At 49.6% G+C, this 21,201-nt stretch carries 16 protein-coding genes; 10 read left to right on the forward strand and 6 right to left on the reverse strand.

Features of this window, described 5'->3' with window-relative positions; translation table 11 throughout:
* Positions 1 to 233: 233 nt before the first annotated feature.
* The 8 genes from BLS62_RS23745 to BLS62_RS23780 all read left to right on the forward strand — a co-directional run bounded on the left by BLS62_RS23745 (position 234) and on the right by BLS62_RS23780 (position 9,118).
* Positions 234 to 1,154, forward strand: coding sequence for a TauD/TfdA family dioxygenase (locus BLS62_RS23745; protein WP_093187067.1), 921 nt, complete (start codon positions 234 to 236; stop codon positions 1,152 to 1,154).
* An 81-nt stretch (positions 1,155 to 1,235) separates the two neighbouring features.
* On the forward strand, positions 1,236 to 2,408 hold the full coding sequence (locus tag BLS62_RS23750; RefSeq protein ID WP_093187070.1) for an NAD/NADP octopine/nopaline dehydrogenase family protein: 1,173 nt from the start codon (positions 1,236 to 1,238) through the stop codon (positions 2,406 to 2,408).
* 160 nt (positions 2,409 to 2,568) lie between these two features.
* The gene (locus BLS62_RS23755) at positions 2,569 to 3,561 is read left to right on the forward strand and encodes a DMT family transporter (RefSeq protein ID WP_093187073.1); all 993 of its coding nucleotides are present in this window, start codon (positions 2,569 to 2,571) and stop codon (positions 3,559 to 3,561) included.
* A 1,164-nt stretch (positions 3,562 to 4,725) separates the two neighbouring features.
* The gene (locus tag BLS62_RS23760) at positions 4,726 to 5,193 is read left to right on the forward strand and encodes a curli assembly protein CsgF (RefSeq protein WP_093187076.1); all 468 of its coding nucleotides are present in this window, start codon (positions 4,726 to 4,728) and stop codon (positions 5,191 to 5,193) included.
* A gap of 9 nt (positions 5,194 to 5,202) precedes the next feature.
* Positions 5,203 to 6,153, forward strand: a complete 951-nt coding sequence (locus BLS62_RS23765) for a CsgG/HfaB family protein (protein WP_093187079.1) — start codon at positions 5,203 to 5,205, stop codon at positions 6,151 to 6,153.
* A gap of 250 nt (positions 6,154 to 6,403) precedes the next feature.
* A complete protein-coding gene (locus tag BLS62_RS23770; protein WP_093187082.1) occupies positions 6,404 to 7,876 on the forward strand; it encodes a hypothetical protein in 1,473 nt (490 codons plus the stop codon).
* A 122-nt stretch (positions 7,877 to 7,998) separates the two neighbouring features.
* On the forward strand, positions 7,999 to 8,388 hold the full coding sequence (locus tag BLS62_RS23775) for a hypothetical protein (RefSeq protein WP_143521593.1): 390 nt from the start codon (positions 7,999 to 8,001) through the stop codon (positions 8,386 to 8,388).
* A gap of 109 nt (positions 8,389 to 8,497) precedes the next feature.
* On the forward strand, positions 8,498 to 9,118 hold the full coding sequence (locus BLS62_RS23780; protein ID WP_093187087.1) for a restriction endonuclease subunit S domain-containing protein: 621 nt from the start codon (positions 8,498 to 8,500) through the stop codon (positions 9,116 to 9,118).
* Positions 9,119 to 9,133: 15 nt separating this feature from the next.
* Here the strand turns inward: BLS62_RS23780 and BLS62_RS23785 are convergent, their stop codons facing one another.
* The 5 genes from BLS62_RS23785 to BLS62_RS23805 form a co-directional block, all read right to left on the reverse strand.
* Complete coding sequence (locus BLS62_RS23785; RefSeq protein WP_093187090.1) at positions 9,134 to 10,003, reverse strand: glucosamine kinase nucleotide-binding domain-containing protein; 870 nt, start codon at positions 10,001 to 10,003, stop codon at positions 9,134 to 9,136.
* A 234-nt stretch (positions 10,004 to 10,237) separates the two neighbouring features.
* Positions 10,238 to 10,972 carry an arsenical resistance protein ArsH gene (gene arsH, locus BLS62_RS23790; RefSeq protein ID WP_093187093.1) on the reverse strand — a complete coding sequence of 245 codons (735 nt, stop codon included), beginning with the start codon at positions 10,970 to 10,972 and terminating at the stop codon, positions 10,238 to 10,240.
* A gap of 4 nt (positions 10,973 to 10,976) precedes the next feature.
* The gene (arsC, locus tag BLS62_RS23795; protein WP_093187096.1) at positions 10,977 to 11,387 is read right to left on the reverse strand and encodes an arsenate reductase (glutaredoxin); all 411 of its coding nucleotides are present in this window, start codon (positions 11,385 to 11,387) and stop codon (positions 10,977 to 10,979) included.
* A 23-nt stretch (positions 11,388 to 11,410) separates the two neighbouring features.
* Entirely contained in the window at positions 11,411 to 11,737 is a 327-nt protein-coding gene (locus BLS62_RS23800) for an ArsR/SmtB family transcription factor (protein WP_093189505.1), read from the reverse strand.
* 195 nt (positions 11,738 to 11,932) lie between these two features.
* The gene (locus BLS62_RS23805) at positions 11,933 to 12,664 is read right to left on the reverse strand and encodes a pirin family protein (protein WP_093189508.1); all 732 of its coding nucleotides are present in this window, start codon (positions 12,662 to 12,664) and stop codon (positions 11,933 to 11,935) included.
* 378 nt (positions 12,665 to 13,042) lie between these two features.
* On the opposite strand from BLS62_RS23805, the gene sbcD reads away from it, so the two are divergent.
* Both sbcD and BLS62_RS23815 read left to right on the forward strand, forming a co-directional pair.
* Positions 13,043 to 14,290 carry an exonuclease subunit SbcD gene (sbcD, locus tag BLS62_RS23810; RefSeq protein ID WP_093187099.1) on the forward strand — a complete coding sequence of 416 codons (1,248 nt, stop codon included), beginning with the start codon at positions 13,043 to 13,045 and terminating at the stop codon, positions 14,288 to 14,290.
* Positions 14,290 to 18,039 (forward strand): AAA family ATPase, encoded by a 3,750-nt coding sequence (locus BLS62_RS23815; RefSeq protein WP_093187102.1) that lies wholly within the window; start codon positions 14,290 to 14,292, stop codon positions 18,037 to 18,039. Before sbcD ends, BLS62_RS23815 begins: the two co-directional genes overlap by 1 nt.
* Before the next feature lie 43 nt (positions 18,040 to 18,082).
* Here the strand turns inward: BLS62_RS23815 and BLS62_RS23820 are convergent, their stop codons facing one another.
* Positions 18,083 to 21,136 (reverse strand): putative bifunctional diguanylate cyclase/phosphodiesterase, encoded by a 3,054-nt coding sequence (locus BLS62_RS23820; RefSeq protein WP_093187107.1) that lies wholly within the window; start codon positions 21,134 to 21,136, stop codon positions 18,083 to 18,085.
* Between the last annotated feature and the right edge of the window lie 65 nt (positions 21,137 to 21,201).

A 21,201-nucleotide genomic window follows, 5' to 3' on the forward strand; every position in this document is an offset into this window, starting at 1 on the left:
TTCCACTGGCCAAAGTTTGCACTTGATGGCGTAGGAGAACGAACCCATGGTTATGCCTTCACAGACACCGCTTTCTCTCAATCAATGAACGTGGTCAAATCTCTCACCACAAAATTACCCAGATTTAAGAAACGCTGCTATGGATCTATTTTCAACGTAACAGTGAATGGACAGAAGCATTTTCATACGCTGGTGAGGTTAACCGAGTTTCTAATTTTAAGGGCCAACATCTGATGATTAGAGTAACTCTTGATAAGACCGAACTCTCAGAAGCCACGTGTAAAACTTTAAAGCAGCTTGTTGATACAATTCGATCTGAAACACCAGGCCAAATCCAAAGTCGTTATATTTCATGCATCAACCTCCATCGCGGAGAGATGCTGAATGAAATTAAAGAGACATTTTGGGCAACGAAAAGACCAATGGTTGTGCAAGGCCTTCCTGAATTTTCTGATATTGAGGATACAAAAATACTCCTCTTGCTACTAGGCGAGAGCATAGGAAAGTGTGCTGCTTACTCCGAATACAACCAGAGTTACATTACCGATATACGCCCCACGAAACAGTCTGCAGAGGCAAGTAGCGGTACTGAGTTGCTTTCAATGCACAATGATCTTGCATTTGCAACAGATGGCTGCCGTCCTGCAGCGTTGGTACTTGTTCCTCACATCGCCGACAACACAGTACCCAAAACGCTGATAGCGACGACAGAAGCCATTGTTTCTGCTCTGCCCCAAGACGTTATTGATATATTGGAGCAAAGAATTTTTGAGATCAGATCCGGTGCAAAGCTACTTTGGCCATGCGAGCAGATCCGACGTATAAGCATAATCGACTATGATGCTTATGGGGTACAGCGCCTTCGCCTCAATTTTAATAACGTCAGCCCAATCCCCACACTTAACCCTGAAGAAGCAAACCTCGCACGTCACGCGTTAGATCAAGCTGCCCAAGAAGCTCTTCTGATCGGGCGGATGGAAGGGCATCAAATTTTGAAAGGAGAGGCGCTTCTAATACCCAATGATTACTGTCTTCATGGGAGAGATATTTATTCTGGTGATTGTATGGATCGACTTTTATTGAGATCATATATTATGACTGAGGAGATGGTTAAGTTAAACCATGGAAACACGATGGTTTCTCTCCGACTTTAGAAACAATATACATATCTGTCATCATCTATACTGAGAATACTTCCTTCTATCGGATGTTTGTCAGTATGGAGCATATCTGGCATGGACAATATATTGATAATTGGAGGGGGGCATGTCGGCGTAACTTTGGCAGTTGATTTGGAGCTGCGCAAGCAGGAAACTGGCTGTTCGCCTCACCTCATTCTAGTAAGAGATGAAGAGCACCTGTTGAATGGCTCTTCCGGAAAGGCGGACATTGACTTTGAAGACGTCATATCCGGTCAAATACAACACTGTAGCTTTCCAAAAGAGCATGTTCATAAATTGGACAGCGATTTAAGTAATGTACTCCCAAACACTAGGGCCATAATTATAACGGTGCCTGATATTCCAAGTCTCAGATTTCGTATGATTGAGTGGGTAAAATCTCACGCGCTACCCGCTGAGGCTTACGTTGTGTTTGTGAGGGGAGGACAAGGAGGACTTATTGCAACGATCAATGCTTGGCGCGAGGATCCTGATTTCCAAAAATTTAGCTTAGCTCTCGTCGAAGACAGTTTTTACGGTACGCGCTTCATAGATAATAAAGTCTCCTTCAAAAGAAAACAGCTCACAAATGTAAGTGTAATTGGACCAAGGCCAGATGATATAACGAATAATTTGGCGCAGCTTTTTCGTGGGCCATCAATACCAGAGGGATTTCACAAATTTTCTCTGGTTCGGCCTTTAGATTTACAGTTCGATCCTCTTGGATATATCATTCACCTGGCTGTAGTATTAGATAAAATGAACCTCCAACTAACAAGCCAGGGCATTCAATACAGCCATTATTGTGATGGAGTGCATCAAGGTAACGCTGATACTATAGAAAATCTTGATCTCGAAAGAGTTCAAATGGCAAAGTGTTATAATGCATCAACACGGTCATTCTCCAATATCTTAACTGAACAATATAACTTGCCGAAGCAACCGACCTTCTTGGAAATGATGAAAAGCACAAAGGGTATCTATCGGTCTTTATCGCCCAAGTCGATTGAAGGTCTCAAGGTCTGCCGTCTTATTCATGAGGACGTTCCAGCCATGTTGGTGATGGAGTGGTTAGGTCGCATAAGCGGTGAGCAGTTCACACACATCAAAAGGCATGTCGTTAATGTTCGAGAACAACTCCAAAACCTCGGCATAAAGTTCCAACCGCATCAACACTATGTGGAGGATTTTGAAAGGCGGAAAATGGGGCGGAGTGAGGTCATCAATCTGCTTACCAACCCTGTATGACTTTACCTCAAATGTGAGCACCTTTACCGAACTCGCAGGATATACTTGCAAGGCTACGAATAGATATATGTTGCTTTCCATCACAGCGCATCATGCGAAATAGTTGTGGCAGAGACTGTACTTTTTCTTTCCCGCTCTGCGAGGGGTTTCAGGGGGGGGGGTGGCACTTCTCCAATGGATAAGCCTCGATACAATTTGTCTTCTGACTTTGGGTGGCAATGTGAAAATCGGAAGATTTACCTTTGGTGTTTTTTTGATTTTGGCCTGCAATTTTCTTTTTGCAGCTAAAGAAATTTTTGCCAAGGCCGCTTACCGGGAAGGAAGTTCTCCCGAATATTTCATCATCATCTTTGTATTGGTACTGATCCCCTTTGCGGCCATTATTGTAATCGGCCACTATATAAAGCGAGGTCGGCTTCATTACAGGCGAAAAACAATCCTGTTGAGCGTACTTGCCGGCTTCTTGTGTTATGACTTAGCGATGACGCTAGATTTTTTTGGTCTAACAGTGGTCCCGGTCTCAATTGAGCGGTCGCTATTTAGTGTTTATCCCATTTTCATCTATCTTGGTGGATTACTAATTCATCCCCATTCGCAAATTCCCCGCCATGTTTTTTGGGTTGTCTTCTCCTCAATTTACGCCGGAGTACTGCTATTATTCTTTGATGGATATAGTTCCCTAACCGACGATAAAGCCTTTCACTCATATCTGTTTGGGTCATCCGAAATACTCTTAAGCGCGGCAACATGCGCCGCCTTCTTCCTAATCAGCGAGAAAGTAATTGAGCTCACTGACCCCTGGTTTGTTGCTGGTATTGCAATGCTCAGTGGAAGTAGCTTGGCGGCTACACATATTGTTATTGCTCAGCCTGATATTATTTTCTCATCTCACTCCCCCAAGCTGTTTGCTTTGGCAGCGGCTGCAGCTTTTTGTACTTTACTTTCCGGCTATTGGATTTGCATTGGTATTCGTGCAATTGGAGCTGTCTACAGTGGACTTATTTCAGCTGCCAGTCCGGTATTTTTGGTTTTGATCGCCTCCCCACTTTTAAATGAGGAGGTGTCACTCACGCAAAAAAGCGGCATATTTCTCATAGGAGTAGGCATAGGATTTCTGATTTGGTTCCGGAGGAACACGGACAATGCAAAGTGAAATCTGTTTGGTTGAGAAATTCCGACGTTTTTGGGCGCTGTTGCATGAATCCGCTTCTGCCGTATATTTCGTCCAGTGAGGACGAGAGCAGGCTTGGGAAATTCGGGCAGGTTGTATAAGTGATCCTATGGCCGCATAACTGTGTATCTCTTTGCCATTCCTTATCTCCTTCATAGCAAATATTGCTCGAAAGAGACTGGAACGTAACCGTGACAAGACCAGTTTGTCTGTGTCTACAAGAATGGCGCTTGTATCCTCCAGTGCCAGAGAGCCGGTGATGGACACGGCAAGTGTGGATTTTCCTGTACCGCCTTTGCTTTGTAAAATTCCTAGGACATGAGCCATTTCGATGAAACTCCTAGTGTCTGACAATGAAAGACTGTTGTTTAACGTCGGTAGCGATACAACTGAATGCAGGCGATAGGCAGTAGACGGCTGTTAAGTGGTGTATGCGAGCCTACATGTTGGTTGCTGGCGTAGTTCATGTGCATCGAACCCGCGAATAATCGCAGACCTAATGTTGTCGGTTCCGAGTAATGTGATGTCGTTCTCTTTTCATTACGTACTGGAAACGTAAGCGGGCACATTTTTCGTTGGTTATTAGCTGCTAACCTTCGATAATGGGCGTGAGGTTTTGGTCAGACAAAATGGCGTGTTTTAACCTATGAGCACGTCACATATTTTTCGCGATTGCGTGGGACACTTTCATTCTAACCCATTGAAATTCAACGCGGCACTTTGCACTCTGCATGGGTTACCTTCTTATTGTTTTTGCTTGACTTCCAATGGCTATGATAGCCCCTCCGGGCCTACCACCTTCCCCTTTTAATTAATGCTATAAGCTTAGCTCAACAGCGCTTGGTTGCTCTCTGCGCGTGAAGTTTTTATGTATTCCATCGTCATTTATGTATTCTCAGTGGCTTTATTGGATGTGGTATTTACGCCAGCATGAAATCATAGGTGATAAATCATCCCATTGATCTATTGAGTGAAAAGACGTCAAAGTAATTACTTGGTTCTTACCATGGTAAAAGAAACTAATACCTTGATATGTCGCGAGATGACACAATAGTCATCGATGAATATACCAATCCTACATCGACAAAACAGACACTTTCTTTTTCACAAAATAATCGTGAAGTCTTCGTCAGGTTAGGGGTTGCTATGAGACTTAAATTTGCCCTCGGGCTCACGTTGGGGTGTGCCCTCAGTGTTGGCTCTGCTTATTCACAACAATTAGTTTATCAGCCAGTTAATCCGAGTTTTGGCGGATACGCCAACAACACTACGCATCTTTTCGCAACTGCAAATGCGCAGAAAACGGCAACGATCAGCGGGAACAAAGGGTACGGCACTGGCTCAGGGGATGGCACAGACGGTTCTGGCAATAGTCTGGCTGACTTGTTCGTTCGGCAACTGCAAAACCGTCTGATTTATTCTCTGGCAGATCAAGTCTCCAAGGCCATTTTTGGCGAAGACCCGAAAGATAGCGGCACAGTCAGCTTTGGTGATCAGAAAGTAACATTTGTACGCGGAGATGGCTCAATTCAGTTGCAGATCATCGACGAGAGTACAGGTGCGGTTACCGATATTACGGTTCCTATCCTGCAAACAGCCACTCCCATAAATTAGGTTATTGTTATGATTAAGAAAACACTTGTTGTTGCAATGGCTTTGTCGTTGTCTGCATGTGGGCCGATTTCGCGAATGGCGTTCAGTCCAGGCCCGCAACTTGCCACTATTACCGAGCAAGCCAGTAAACTGAAAATGCTGCCTCCGCCTAAACAGCCTATTTACGCTGCCGTTTATAGTTATCAAGATTTGACGGGGCAGTATAAGCCTTCTGACAAGGTACAGACCCTGTCCCGGTCCGTAACTCAAGGTGCTGACACCCTATTGGTTCGCGCTCTTCAGGATGCAGGTGATCGCAGTTGGTTCCGCGTTGTTGAGCGTGGCAATCTGGATGCGCTGCTTAAAGAGCGCCAGATCGTAACGCAAATTCGTAAGATCTACCTGGGTGAAGACAAAGTAGATCCCAAAGTCCTGCCGCCACTGCTTTACGCAGGTGTCATTTTTGAAGGCGGCATTGTCGGGTACGATAGCAATACCCGCACCGGAGGCATAGGTGCCCGGTATTTGGGTATCGGCGGCAACGCAGATTATCGTCAGGATGATGTAACCGTTTCCTTGCGTGCAGTCAGTACCCGTACCGGGGAAGTTATGGCCAACGTGATGGTCCAAAAATCCATTGTATCCGTTGGCATAAAAGGCGGTGCGTTTCGTTACATTGCGCTTGATGAAATCTTAGAAGCAGAAGCGGGCATCACTAAAAACGAACCGGTTACATTGGCTGTTCAAAAAGCGATTGAGAAGGCCGTTTATTCCATCGTCATGGAAGGTGCGCGTGTTGGAGCCTGGGGGTTTGAGAACCCGGCACAAGCCAATGCTTTGTATAAAGAATACACATCCGAGAAGGCACAGGTCACGCAGCGTGTAAAGAGCAAAAGAGCTCGTCCCCCATCGAATACCGGTGCGTACCGGGGCAATGTTCCACTGGCACGTGCAAACCTGTGGGCGAATAAGAAATCTTAGGATGTCGCGAAACGCCTAGCAGTTCTAGAACTGCATTCATCAAATTTTCTTGCCAAAAAAAATCTTATAACTCATTGAAAATCATAATCTATAAGATTTAGGGGCAAGAAAAATAAGTTACCGCATTGTCGGTAAATAAGGGTGTGGGACCTCGCAAAAACTCACACACCCTCACGTCGCAACGGAGCAAAGCAGGTTGGTTACAATCTCCTTTGCTCACCCGATCTATTATATGTGAAGGCTCATAATTATGAAGAATATTCTTATCATGTCATGTTCAGTTCTGGCCCTAACTGCCGCAACTGCACATGCCGGGAATTTCAATCAATCAGAGTTGCAGCAGATTAGTCCACTTTCTGGTTCTGGTAACAATGCTGTCATTAGCCAGAGTGGTGATTTGAACATTGCTGGTTCTGACGGTGCTTTAGGGGCTAACTACAGCGGCAAACTTCGCCAAAACGGTGACATGAACGACATCAATGTCGATCAAGACGGTCATGAGATGGTCCGCGATGTGCGCCAGGTTGGTAACTTCAGTAAATTGGATGTGAACCAGACAGGTAACTATGCACCTGCTTCAACAACACCTAGCGGGTTTGTTCCTAACCACCGTGTTTGGAACGTGAAGCAGAAGTCTGCTGCCAGCTCTACTGGTGTTGCCAGCGGTGATGCCAACGATCTCGATATTGATCAGATTGGTGAGCAAAATGTTGTGGCTTCTGTTTACCAGAACAACACAATGACTGCGCATAGTTCTGCAACCAAAAACGTTGCTGTAATTCGACAGGATGGAAAATGGAACGGTGCTAATCGCGGTTCCGTGCCTCCAGGCCCAGCCGCCCCACACGGAGCTCGTCTGGTTCAGGATGGGCATAGCAACGACACGAACGTGAACCAGGCGGGTGAACGCAATAACTTCCGCCTAGTATCCAAAGGTAATAGCAATATTATCGATCTGGATCAGACCGGAAACGAGAACTACACTCGGTCAACGTTGAAAGGTGATGCCAACGTAGCGACTTATATTCAAAGCGGTGATTCCAACGATATTCTCTCCACTTTGAATTCTGGTTCCAACTTCCAGCTCAAAATGGGCCAGTGGGGTAACTCTAACTCTGTTGACTTCGCTGGTGCAGGTTCCAACGGTAACATCTATATGGAGCAGCGCGGCGCAACCAACTCCGTCACTGCTAACTCAAGCGGTGTTGACCAGCATATTGCTATCAAGCAAGAAGGTGATGGTAACTCTGTTGATATTGCAGGCTTAAATGGTCCAGCAATCAACAAGTTCTACGTTCTGCAAGATACCAATGACAACACTGTTACAGTTGGTACTGTTGATGGGAGTTACAACCGCTTGGAATTCATCCAAACGGGTGCTCACAACAACACTGTCGATTGGGGTGATGTGAATGGCAGCAACAACAAATTGTTCTTCACTCAAGATGGTGAAGGCAACTTGATTGAAGGACGTGTTGGCAAAATCTCCGCTGGTAAAACGGGTAATTCCAATCGTATGCAGATTTCTCAGCTTGGAAATCTCAACACAACCTACGCAAATGTTGATGGCAACAACAACACCATTCAGGTTCAGCAGGGTGGTGACTCCAACATGGTTGACGTGAGCCAGAACGGTAATGGCAACTCCGCTAATGTGATGCAAGGGGCTGCTCCGCTTCCAGCAATTCACACTGGTGCGGCTCCATTTAGCCAATCCTTCTAATCAACTTCCCCCGGCTTACGAGCCGGGGTTTTTTGCCATTCAAGTTCTAGATGTTTTTCTTGCAGAAATTAGATGTGTTTGTGGCGCAATGAAGCACCTGTTGGTTGGCTTCGGAGCGTTTAATGCATTTGAGAATATTGGGTTGTCTTGTGGTGTTGGTGGTTTCTGTTGCTGATGGGCAAGCTTATGAGAGCACCCTGCCTCAAGTCAGGGGTGTTGAAGGAACGCTTTCTGGCGCATCCCATGTTCATCAGTTTGTTGTCATGGGTCAGTTTGCTGGAGGGCGGATAGAACAAGTGCCTGAAGAAGCGGGTAACCTAATTTCACTCTCTAAGCTTTCTGCGGCAACGCGGGTCTTGCAGACACCGATTTCTCCTCAGGATCTTACCGTCAGGTATGGATCACCAATCAAAGGTGAGGGCCTGATTATCGGGAATGGAGCGGACGTTCTTTATGTGGCACCTGGTAGTGGGTCTGGCTTTGGGTACATACCCTATAGCTATGGAAACTGATTGAACGAGGGTGTTGTACAACGGCGCTCATATGTGAGCTTGATTGCTGTTTTGTTCGGCGTTGTAGGTCACGATTTAATGGGGACCGAGAGGTTCTGTGGGGGATTTTATGTTTAAGGTATTGAGTTGGTTGCCCGTACTGCTTGGTTTGCTTGTTGGGTCAAGCGCATTTGCTGATAGCAATGAGGCCTATATTCGTCAGATAGGCAATCTACACAACGTGAGTGTCAACCAATCCGGCAACAACAGTGATGTTCGGGTGATCCAACAAGGTGATTTTGTTGGTGCTGGGCTGGGACAGAATGTTTTTAAGGTTGCTTGGAATGTTCCCTTTCTTAAAAACAGTAAGACATATCTGGATGGTGTAGACACTCTTGCCGCTGATGCGATCTTAGGGGCAAATACGTTTCCAGGCACAACAGCTTCTCAAGGTAATACTGGTGATATTATTGTTACTGGAGACAATTCGGCCGCGAACCTTTTTCAAACGGGTAACAACAACTCTGCTGTCTTGAAGGTGTCGGGTAACAATGCCAAAGGCACGATTTGGCAGCGGGGCAATGATAATCAGGCCGGTCTTGCTGTTGTCGGTAATGGAACGAAAGTTCTTTATACGCAAAACGGGAACGGGCTAAAAACCGCAAGCCTCGCACCCGGAAACCCTGATGTCAGCGGGAATATGCTGACAGTCTATGCTCCCGGGCGGACTGTGTCTGTTCATCAGCAATAGGGCAGGTTGGCTGATTTAGCTGTACTGAGCGTTTTCCCGCTCCGCCATTGAAAGTGCACCACGTAACGCATCGTTTTTGGCGGGTATGATGATCTTCTTCAGGTCTGGGGGTAGGAAGGCATCATAGGCATGGCTTAAGCCGCCAAGCAGAGCAATGGGCAGTCTGCCTTCTTCACTCAAGAGGCGGAGAGCCGAGGCAACGTAGGTTGTGCCTTCCTCGACAATATCGAGTGCCAGCCGACTCTGCTGTTTGGCGTAAATGAGAATGATAGGCATGAATTCGCCAAAATCTCTTGGTTTTGCAGTGCGTGCAAATTCTGAAAGCTTGCGCGGATCATCCTCAAACTGGCGTAGGATATGTTCGGTCAATGGGCAAAGAGAGCGCAGACCGTCATGGGCGAGTAGAGCTTCTTCCAAAGCACGTTCTCCCATACGTGCACCGCTGCCCTGATCTCCGCAATGGAAGCCCCAACCGCCGAGATACAGGTGTTGATTATCCTTGCGGGCCATGAAGTTGGAGCCCGTACCCAAAATACCGATGACGCCGTCATCTGTGCCATGGGCTCCTTCCAATGCGATTAACGTGTCTGAAACCACCTGAACGGCAGCGAAGGGCAGGTTTTGGGCAACGCCGTCTGGGTCGTTATGAGCGTTTGCGCCTGCAAGACCGAGGACTGCAAAACTTTGGTGGAGGGCGTCTAATGTTAGTCCGGCATCTTCACAGGCGAGTTTTGAGGCATGAAGGATGGAACTAAGGCTGGCAGTTGGGTCGCTGTAGATGTTCGCTGGGCCTGCTTTGCCACGGCCAAGCAAGCGTCCATCTGCTGTTGCAATTGCAGCTCTACACGTGGAGCCGCCGCCATCTACGCCAAGAATATAATCCATCAACCTTTGCCTCTCCTTGCCCGGTATATGAGCAGTGTATGGCAGGAGGTGTTTAATGCATGGTTGAGGATTGGGAAAATACCCATGCCTGCTGTTGTTTGACTGCGAATTACGGAAGCGGTGCTGTTGTAGATCATCTGGCTTGGGCATTTTTGACGATAAGGGTGTCAGGCAAATCATATGGTTTTGGATGCTGCATGTTCGCCTGACACATTTGTGGGGTCTGATTGTTCGTCAGCAAGCTTGTTTCTGGTTCACGCGCCGGGAGAGCTCTTCCGCGTTTTCTTTGCGCTCAGAATATCGATCCGTGAGATACTCTGCATGGCCGCGGGTGAGGTGGGTGAATTTCATCAATTCTTCCATCACATCCACAATACGATCATACATGGAGGAGGGCTTCATGCGGCCGTCTGCGTTGAACTCCAAAAATGCCTTGGGAACGGAGGATTGGTTGGGAATGGTGATCATCCGCATCCAGCGGCCCAGTACACGCATCTGGTTGAGGGCGTTGAAGCTTTGTGAACCACCGCATACCTGCATGAGTGCCAGTGTTTTGCCTTGGGTTGGGCGGACGGCACCCACAGACAGCGGCACCCAGTCAATCATGGATTTCATGATGCCAGTCATTGACCCGTGGCGTTCCGGTGAGCACCAAACCTGACCTTCGGACCACATCATCAACTCGCGCAGTTCCTGAACTTTGGGGTGGTCAGGTTCTGCATCATCTGGCAAGGGTAGGCCGCTGGGGGTGAAGATGCGGGTTTGTGCACCGAGTTGCTCTAAAATGCGCTGGGCTTCCAGCACTGCAAGGCGGCTGAAGGAGCGTTTACGCAGGGAGCCGTAGAGCAGCAGGATACGTGGAGCGTGGTCCGGGGCATCCTTGCTTTGCAGCTGGGAGGATTTTATGGGGTGGAAGCTCTCTGTTTCCAGCTCTGGCAGATCAGTCAAATCAAACTCAGTATCAGTCACGCGCTTACCCTTTGGCTGGGATGACGGTCTCGCCGTCTTCTTTGGTAAAGGCACCGATTTGGTCTTCATCCAGAATTTCCAAGAGAATATCTGATGGTCGGCACAGGCGGGTGCCTTTGTCGGAGACCACAATTGGTCGGTTCATGAGGATTGGGTGTTCGAGCATGAAGTCTATGAGGTGTGCATCGGTCCATTTATCATCATCTAGACCCAACTCCTCGTAGGGTGTGCCTTTCTTGCGGAGCACCTCACGTGCGTTTAAGCCGCTGTCTTTAATCAATTTTTCCAGCGTTTCGCGGGAGGGTGGCGTTTTGAGGTACTCAATCACCTCTGGCTCAGTCCCGGCTTGTTTCAGCATGGCCAGCGTGTTGCGCGAGGTGCCGCATTTGGGGTTGTGGTAGATGATCGGTTGCATGTGGGTCACTCTGATGGGGTCGGTCAACGACAGGAAAAAAGGTTGAGGTCCTGACAGAGAGTTGGATCGCCGTTGCAGCAATCCTTTGTCAGAAAACGAAGCAGGCCACGCATGGTTTGCGGGGCAATGGCATAGCGCACCACACGCCCTTCGCGCTGGGCGGTGAGTAGACCGGCGCGTTCCAGCGTGGAGAGATGGAAGGACATTCGTGTGGGGGCGATGGCGAGATCCTTCGCGATCTGACCGGAGGGCAGGCCAGCTGGCATCGCGGTCAGGATCAGACGAAAGGCGGCGAGCCTGTCTTTGTGGGCCAATGCGGAGAGGGCCGCAACGGCGGCGTCCTGTTGCATATCAGCAGGGAAGTCTCCTAGTGAATTATCAGCCATGAGAAAATACTACAAATATCCTTGTAGTATTGCAATGAAAATTTTGATACTGGACGATTGGGAAAGAGAAGGGAGGCCTTAATGTCGCATTAGAGGAGCGCCTCCCTCCTTTCGTGCTGGTGCTAATTTGTATAAGAACCAGCAGTTTGCCTGCTCTGATTAGGGGCGGTCAGAGAGGTGGAACAGGACGATTTCCGCGCCTTTTCCGTTGTTCAGGAGCAATGTGCCGTGACCTTCTGCCTCGATCGCATCGCCGTCTTGCAGGGTCTCGCCATTGATCTGCACTTCGCCTCGGGCAACGTGGACGTATACAGCGCGGTGGTCGCTCAACTCAAAGCTGATCTGGTCTGAGCCATCCAGTTTGCCGGAATAAACATCGGCAGATGCTTCTGTGCGGATGGAGCCGTTGCGGCCATCATGCGAGAGGAACAGCTGCAGATTGCCATCCCGAGCTGTGTCATCCAGATCCAGCATTTCATAGCGCGGTGTGGTGTTTTTGCGGGCTGGAATCAGCCAGATTTGCAGCAGGTGGGACGGGTCTTCCTCGGATGGGTTGAACTCCGAATGCTGCACGCCGCTGCCGGTGCTCATAAACTGAATGCCGCCTTTGCGCACGGTGCTGCCGTTGCCCATGGTGTCTTTGTGTTCCAGCGCGCCTTCCAGCATGTAAGAGAATATCTCGAAGTTCTCATGCGGGTGCATGGGGAAGCCGCTGTCGCCTGCGATCCAGTCATCGTTGATCACGCGCAGGTTGTGGAAGTGCATGTTATTGCGATCAAAATAACTGGCGAAGCTGAAGGAGTGGGAGGATTTTAACCAGCCTGCATTGGCATGACCGCGTTCGCTGCCGGGGCGGACCTTCACTTTTAAATCGGATGCTGTGTTCAACATGGGGTGCTCCAAAATTCTTAAGGGATTTAAGCTTGTTGTCTTGAGCTTAAAGATATTCCCATTGTTGAGCTGAACAAGTTGCGCATTGGTGATTTGATTGTTCACCATATGTGAACGTCTGAATTCGAAACGCCTTCGCGGAAGCTGCCGAAAGGAGGCGAGAAATTTACGAAAATTTCGTCAGGTGAGGATGCGCTACAGATTCCTGTGCGCTACTTGTGGCTAAGCCCTCAAATCTGTGGGTATACGCCGCGCTATAAAGACTTCTGTGTAAACCCTGTGCCTAATTTGCGGATTGGTTAATGAGAGATTTCTGAGTCATGATGCGACGGTCTTCCAAGGGCCGTGTGTTGAGTCTTGGAATGTGGAACAGGTAGTATGGCGTTAAAAATCCTGCATACAGCGGACTGGCATATTGGCCAGAGCCTAAATGGCTGGTCGCGAACTTTTGAACATCAACAATTCTTCAAAGAGCTTGAAGAGTTGATTGTTGTGCATGAGGTGGACGCGCTTGTTGTTGCAGGAGATGTGTTTGACAACCAGAACCCCTCTGCCGAAGCTGCGCAGATGCTTTATGAGGCTCTGGCTCGGTTTCATGAAAAACGGCCTCATCTTGTAACCGTACTCACTGCTGGCAACCATGACCCTGCCGGGCGCGTGGAAGCTCCGGGTGTGCTGCTGCAAAAGATTGGCGTGCAGGCTGTTGGTATGGTGCGTCGGTTGGATGGTGCGTTGGACCTGTCCCATCATCTTGTTCCCCTCAAAACCAGCGATGGTGAGATCAAAGCTTATGCGTTGGCTCTGCCGTTTCCTCGGCCAACGGATCTTCCGGGTTTGAGCTTCTCCTCCAAGGAAGAAGGGTCCCCAGTTGTGCGCGCCGTTGCCCAGCTTTATGAGACTGCGGTTTCTCAAGCACGAGCGGAAATTGGTGAGTTGCCGTTGATCGCGACAGGGCATTTGCATGTTGCAGGCGGTTTGGAATCTGAAGGGGCGGAGCGGCGTATTCTCATTGGCGGTGAACACGCAATGCCTTGGGAGCAGTTTCCCGATGACCTTGCTTATGTGGCGCTCGGGCATTTGCATAAACCGCAGAAGGTGGGCAAGGAGAGTATTCGTTATTCGGGCTCGCCGTTTCCGCTTTCTGTCACTGAGCAGCACTATAAACATGGTGTGAACCTGCTTAGTTTTTCTGATGCGGGTGTGCTTTCTATTGAGCGGGTTGGCCTTAACCGGCATGTACCGTTCCATCGCTTAAAAGGGGATGGTGGGTTGCTGTTGGAAGAGCTGGTGCCCGCGCTGGATGCGTTGGGACTGGACGCCGACTTACCTGTTGAGCGGCAGCCGTTTGTGCATGTGGATTTGAAGCCGCAGGTTTCTGCCAGTGGGCTTAAGGCTGAGGTGGACCAGATCCTTGCGGAGTATCCGGTGCGTAGTGCTGGTGTTTCTGTTTTGCGGCCCCCACGCGAGCAAATCATAAGTGCAGAGGCTGAGAGCCTCATTCGTCTTTCTGAAGTAAAACCAGATGAGTTGTTTAAGTCCGCTTTTGAGCGGGTGCACGGCATTGAGCCGGATGCCAAACATCTGGACTATTTTTATCGCGCTATCGCAGAAGCAGAGGTTGAGTAATGCGTATTCTAGCGATGCGTGGTGAAAACCTCGCCAGTCTTGCTGCCCCATTTGAGGTGGACCTTCAACAAGAGCCGCTTAACGGCGCAGGCCTGTTTGCAATTACCGGAGAAACCGGAGCGGGCAAGTCCACGCTCCTGGATGGGTTGTGCCTGGCTTTGTTTGGGCAATGTCCGCGTTTGAGCGCAGCTGGTAGCAGCGACAGCGTGCCGGATGTTGCCGGAGCGGAGCTGAAAGAAACCAACCCGCGCACGGTGTTAACTCGCGGTGCGGCTTCTGGTTTTGCGGAGGCAGATTTCGTTGGTGCTGATGGCGAGGCTTACCGCGCGCGCTGGACTGTGCGCCGTGCTCGTAACAAAGCTTCTGGGAAGTTGCAAAATGTGGAGCGGTCTCTTGTTCGCATTCGCGACAATGCAGCCATTGAAAGCGGTATCAAGCTGGTTGACGCAGCTGTTGAAGCGCGCCTCGGTCTGACTTACGAGCAGTTTAAGCGGACTGTGCTGCTGGCGCAGGGTGATTTTGATGCGTTTTTGAAAGCCAACGACAATGAACGTGCCGCTTTGCTTGAGAAAGTGACGGGCACGCAGAAGTATCGCGATATCTCGCGGCAAATTTTCCAACGTTCTTCGGAAGCGAAAGATGTTGTTGCCAAGCTGGTAGAGAAATCCGAGGTCGCCGGTCTTTTGGAAGAAGACGAGCGCACTGCGTTGCAAACGCAGCAGGCAGGGATGGATGAACAATCCAAATCCCTCCAGCGTGATATGGATGCCATTGCCACGTCTTTGCAACATTTGCAAAAAATGGATGATACGAAGAAACGATTGGACACGGCTCAGGATCAGTTTGTTGTGCTGAAGGCGCGCGCTGAAGCGGCTCAGACCAAGCGTGATTTGAAGGCACAGTTTGAGCGTATCAAAGCGCTGGAACCGGTGAACCAGCGTGTTGTGGAAGCGCGAGTGGAGGTTGCGAAGTCCTCTTCTGCCGCGCAAAACAGTCAGGTTCTGCTGGAAGTTGTGAAGACTGGCCTTACCGCGAAACAGGAGCAAGCGAGCCAAGCTTCTGTGGTCTTCAATGAGCTGGAAGCAGAGCTTGCCAAGTTCATGCCGGACTGGAGTGCAGCAGACCAGCTGGATACCAAACTGGGTGAGTTGGAAACGGAAGGCAAACGCCTGCGTGACCGCTCTGAAGTTACAATTACAGAAGCCAAGCAAGCTGCTGATACGCTCACCGCGCATGATAAAGCACTGGACGAGCAGAAAGCTTTGCAATCGAGCGTCAAAGAGCAGATGGCGCGGCTCAGTGCGACCAAGGTTTTGAAGGATCGCCGCGACAGTCTGTTTGCTGATCTGGATGAATTTGACCGGGTTCAGGTTGCGCTTTCCCAAGATGCTGAGCGACTGGTTGAAACCCGCAAACGGAAAACGGAACTCTCGCAGATCCAGAGCAAACTGTCCTCTCAGCTGGAACAGTTTGTGAGCGAGCTAGCAGGTTGTGAGCAAGATCTTGCTGTGAAAAAGGGCAAACTTGTTGCTCTTGGTGCTGAGGCCGCGCGTAAGGACATGGAGCGGCTTTCGGCCTTCCGTCAACGTGCTGAAAAGCTGCAGGAAAACTCACGTCTCTTTTTGCGGGCTAAGCGGGATAAGGACGCAGAGCAAGCGGCTTGGAAAAAGCTGGAAAGGCAAATGGCTAGTTTGCAGCAAACCAGAGATAAATCTGTTGCAGAGCTAAAATTTCGAGATGTTGCGCTGGAGAAAGCCAGAGGCCTTTCTACCATTGCGGAAGCGGCACAAGGTGACCACGCGAAATCGCTGCGGGCGGAATTGGTTGACGATGAACCCTGCCCAGTTTGCGGGTCTGACCAACACCCTATAGATACACAGGAGGGCCGGGCTGCGTTGGATACGCTGTTCGGCAGCGTGTTTCTACAGCGCAAAGAAGCGGAAGAAGCTCGCGCAGCTGCGCAGCGAAACCTAGATACAGTCAATCGTGATTTGGCGACCTGCGAGGCTTCACTGAAGACTGCCTCTGTTCAGGGCACAAAGTATGAGCAGGAAGCGGCGCAGCTCTACTCCGGCATTGAGATTGCATGGTCTGCGTTGGATGCTCCGTTTCAAATTGAGCTCGCTCTCGCTGCGGTGTTGGGTGAGCCAGATGTGTTGAACGCTGTGTTGGCGCAAGTGGATGCCAAGGCTGGTTCTCTGCGTGATGTTCTCTCATCTGAAGACGTGCTGCGTAAGGATTTGGAGCAGGTGGATGCCAAGCTTCGTGACCTTCGGGATGCGCACCAGAAAGCAACACAGGACCAGCAGCAAAAAACTGAAGCTGTTTCAACTAATCGCGTCGAACTCTCGAAGGTTGAAACCCGTCACACCAGCAATGAGGACGTTCGGTTGCGTCTTGAGCAGCGGCTGGGCGAAACACTGCTGGCTGGTGGTTTGGTATACGGGTCCCTCGGTGGCGAGTTGTCGAGTCTGAAGGCAACTTTGCAAGAGCGTATTGCCATATGGGAACAACTGGAACAGCAAGAGGGAATAACTTCCGCCGCGCTGCAATCTCTTGAAAAAGAGACTGGTGGTCTCACTGAAAAGCGGGATGCTCTGGTGAAAACTTCCGGAGTATTTCAGGCTGATTTGGACGCGCTGCGCGCGACGCATCAGGACCGGATTGCGGAGCGGAAATTGTTGCTGGGCGGCGTACCAACTGCGGAACATCGCGAAGCCTTCCAAAATAAACATAGCAACGCAAAAGAACGCATAACCAACGCAACCAACGCACAAAACCTTGCAAGAGAAGAATGGGGGCGTCTGGAGGCTGGATTAATAGGGGCTAAGGCTGCTGAAGAGAAAGCGAAGGTTGCTCTAACCCACTGCATGGACAATTTGATTTCGGAGCTCGCCATCCTTGGGTTGACGCTGGATGCCTATCAGGGCTTGCATGAGCGCAGCCTTGCAGAGTGGGATGGACTGGTTGCCGTGCTAAAAGAGCTGGATGATGCGTATGCCGCCGCGCAAACTGCTGTTCTCACATGGGAAAAAGAGCTGACTTCGGTTCAGGCACTGGAGTTGCCGAAAGAGCCACGAGATACGTTATCCTCTCAGTTGGAAGGATTGAGGCTTGCGCTCTCTGAGCTTCAGGTGAGCAAAGGGGTGAGTGCCGAAAAACTGCGCGTGGATGAGGAAGCTCGCAAAAAAGCTCAACAGATCATGGGCTTATTGCTGGAAGCGAAAGAGACTGCGAACACTTGGGGCGCCATATCCGAGGCTATTGGCTCTGCTGATGGCTCCAAATTCCAGAAGGTGGCGCAGGGAGTTACTCTCGATCTTCTGGTCGAGCTGGCAAACAAACAGTTGCAGCAGCTCAAACCTCGTTATCAACTCAAACGCGCTGATTCGGGCTTGGGACTCTTCGTGATTGACCGCGATATGGGCGATGCCCCACGCTCTACACGCTCGCTAAGTGGCGGAGAACGCTTCCTTATTTCGCTCAGCCTTGCCCTTGCTCTGTCTGGTTTGGAAGGCCGTCAGTCGTTTGTTGATACGCTGTTTATTGACGAAGGCTTCGGTTCATTAGACGCAGAAAGCCTTGACCTTGCCATTGATGCACTGGAGATGTTGCAGGGGCAGGGGAGAAAAGTTGGTGTCATTAGCCATGTTGAAGCGCTGAAAGATCGGATACCTGTTCAAATTCAAGTTCTTAGGCAGGGATCAGGACGCAGCCGTATTGCCATCAATGCACCAGCAGGATGGTAATAGGTCCTGCTGGCTTCCCCATTATTGCTAGGATGTCGACCAGTTAATCACCTGCGTCGACAAGGTTTTTGTCCTTTGAAGCCGCCTGTTCTTCTGATTCCTTAAGCTTGCGAGCTGCCATCTGCAAAGCTGCAATGTATTGATCTAGTGCCTGAATTTCCAAATTAGCTTTGCTGACTTGCATCGCCATTTCTCCATCCATCTCTGCCGGACGCCCAATCAGGAAGCCTTGAACTTCGTCACAGGATTCATTACGGAGCAACTCCAATTCAGGTTCAGTTTCAACACCTTCTGCAATAACCTCCATTCCCAGCGCCTGACCAAGATCGATGACGGCGCGGATGATCGCCGCCAGCTCCGGTGTTTTGGTAACACCGCTGACGAAACTGCGATCAATCTTCAAACGATCAAATGGGAAGCGACGCAGATAGCTTAGGGAAGAGTACCCCGTACCGAAATCATCAAGGGCAATCGTGATGCCTAACTCCTTGAGATGTCTAAGGGTATTGAGTGCGCGGCGGTCATCGTGGATGAGCACGGTCTCTGTGACTTCAAGCTCCAATCGCGCAGGCGACAGGCCACTTTCCTCCGCAACGGGGATGAAATCATCGGGGCCAATTTGGCCTTTTGTTGGGTGATTCCAACGCAGTAAAGCTTCAAAGCCAACGATGGAACGTGTGTCCGAGCGGGCTTGCGGTTGGAAGTAAAGTTGCAGTTCTTCGTTCTCCAACGCGCTCCGAAGGTCGGCTTCCATGGTTCGACGCAGCAGGATTGCCTCTTCCATCCTTTCTTCAAAAAAGCAGAATGTGTTGCGGCCAGCTTCCTTTGCTTCATAGAGCGCGATGTCCGCTTTGGACATAAGCTCGTCAGGACCGGACCCATGATCTGGGATGAGCGCGATGCCAATGCTTGCACTGGTGCGGACAGTGATGTTGTTACCAACATGGATTGGTTTGGCAAGAACCTCCAGGATCTTGTTGGTCAGTAGACCAATCTCCGCAGTCGTTTTGAGACCGACTTGAATGATTGCGAACTCATCGCCTCCCAGACGAGCCACAGTATCATGGTGCGTCACACATGCGTTGAGGCGGCGGCCGACGGTCTGGATGAGTTTATCACCCACTGGATGGCCGTATAGGTCATTGATATCCTTGAACCTATCAAGGTCTAGAAGCATCACCGCAGTCAATTTATTATCGCTGCTTAGTTGTGTTTCGATGGCATTTTGGAAGCGTTCACGGAAGAATGTGCGGTTCGGCAAACCTGTTAGCATATCGTGTTGAGCTAAGTGCAAGATGCGTGCTTCATCTTCTTTTTGCTTCCGCATGTCGCGGACAGCGGATACACGGAGCTTCTCCTCCGCAACATCCATGAGGCGGCCACGGACTTCGATGGGGATCCGTTCTCCGGACTTACTAACCAAAATGATTTCGCCCGGAGTCGGCGCGTTAGATGCAATGTTGATCCGCGCCAACTCACGGTAATCTGACGCAACGTGAGAAAGCAAGCTGGTTCCACGCATCTCTTCTGCGGCGTAACCAAGGAGCTCGTATAGAACATGGTTACACTCAACGATGATGCCATCAGTCGAGATTGCAAGGCCTTCAAATGCGCCTTCTGCAAATGTTGCCAGTTTGTTGAGTTCTTGCTGTTGTTTATTGGAGGTGGAGTTGATTTTGCGCCGCTTTTCGTCATGTTGCAACTTGTCTAGAAACGAGTTGAACAAAGAAGCTAATCGTTCTTGAGGGTCGTCGTCGCGAAGAGGAAGGCGCTCATCCAGCTTGGCGTCATGCCAGACCAACTTACTGATCAGGTTTTCTAACTGATTGGTGGTGTTGACGGTTTGGGGCAAGTTGAGATTGATGGTTCGAAAAAGGCCGGTGTATTTGATGATGGCGAAAACGATGTATCCCGTCATTGCCGCCCAAATGATTGTGAGAGATGCTCCGCTTAACCGGAGGACGAGGTGCTCTGCATTGTAATTGGAGAGGATGTGACCGGCTGGCAGCGCGCTTGTGAAGCCTAAGATTCCAATAATTGAGCCAATGCCAAGACTGCTATACAAAATAATGACGCTATGGGTTTTTGAGGAGTTGTAGATGAAGCGTGCCACTACGACAGACAGAGTAGCACTGGTAAGTGTGAGAACGACTGTCCCTTCTACCGTCAGATGCTGTGCATTGCCGAGTACCGCCGATAAGCCACCTATCATGCTCAATAAAATGGTTGGATACATGATGCGGCGTGATGAGAGAAATGTCAGAAAAACTCCAAGCAGAATGGAGATAGTGATGGCGATCAAGATGTTGAAGATCGCGTTGTTAAGCTCGCCTGAGTAAACACTTGTGGTGCCAACGGAAAATCCAACCCCGCCAATCGCCATCAAAGCAACGCCGGCTTTGATTTGCAGTATATTGTAGCTTTGGGTATTGCGCAGAATGTACTCTGGAAGAGCAGGGGTATTCTTTATGCCTGAGATCAAAATACCGACAAAAGCGAGGACTGTTGCCAACAGAGTTACCGCTGTGCCGCCACCAAATTCGGCAAATCCAACCAAAATTGCTGTGTCTTGATATGTAAGGAGTGTTTCCAGCCCCTGCGCACTGTTTTGGAAGATTGGATAGATGATGCCACCAATGGTGCCCGCCAATAATATAGTCGCTCGTTTGCAAAGGCGATGAGACAGTGGAAGGTAGGTCAACACCGCCACCATTGCTGCTACAACCGCGTGGTGTGCGACTGAATATCCGGTTGTCTCCGATGAGAGCTTAATCTCGGTTGACCATGACAGCAAGCCAGCGAGAATGGGTTCAAAGTGGAGCTGTGTTCCAAATAACAAATATGCACTTGATGTGGTGAAGACCAGCAAGAATGCTCTGTTTAGGAAGTGGGAAGCTCGACCTCGCTCTTGTATGAATAAACTGGAATAGACAACCAGAACGCCCAGAATTCCCAAGCAAAACAGGCCGGTGGACAGAAACGACCACAAAGTTTGTTGCTGAGAGAGAAGCTGGGATTGATTGATGGTTTCGTGCAATAGGGTACTGGCTGGAGCGGCAGAAGAGGCTGCAAAAGCCGCATTGAAAAAAGCTGACATGAGACTGATAAAGCTACCTGAAATGAATAGGGGCAAGAAATGAAACTCGGTGAATTGAATGGGCA

This window comes from Pseudovibrio sp. Tun.PSC04-5.I4, from assembly GCF_900104145.1.
GTDB lineage: Bacteria > Pseudomonadota > Alphaproteobacteria > Rhizobiales > Stappiaceae > Pseudovibrio.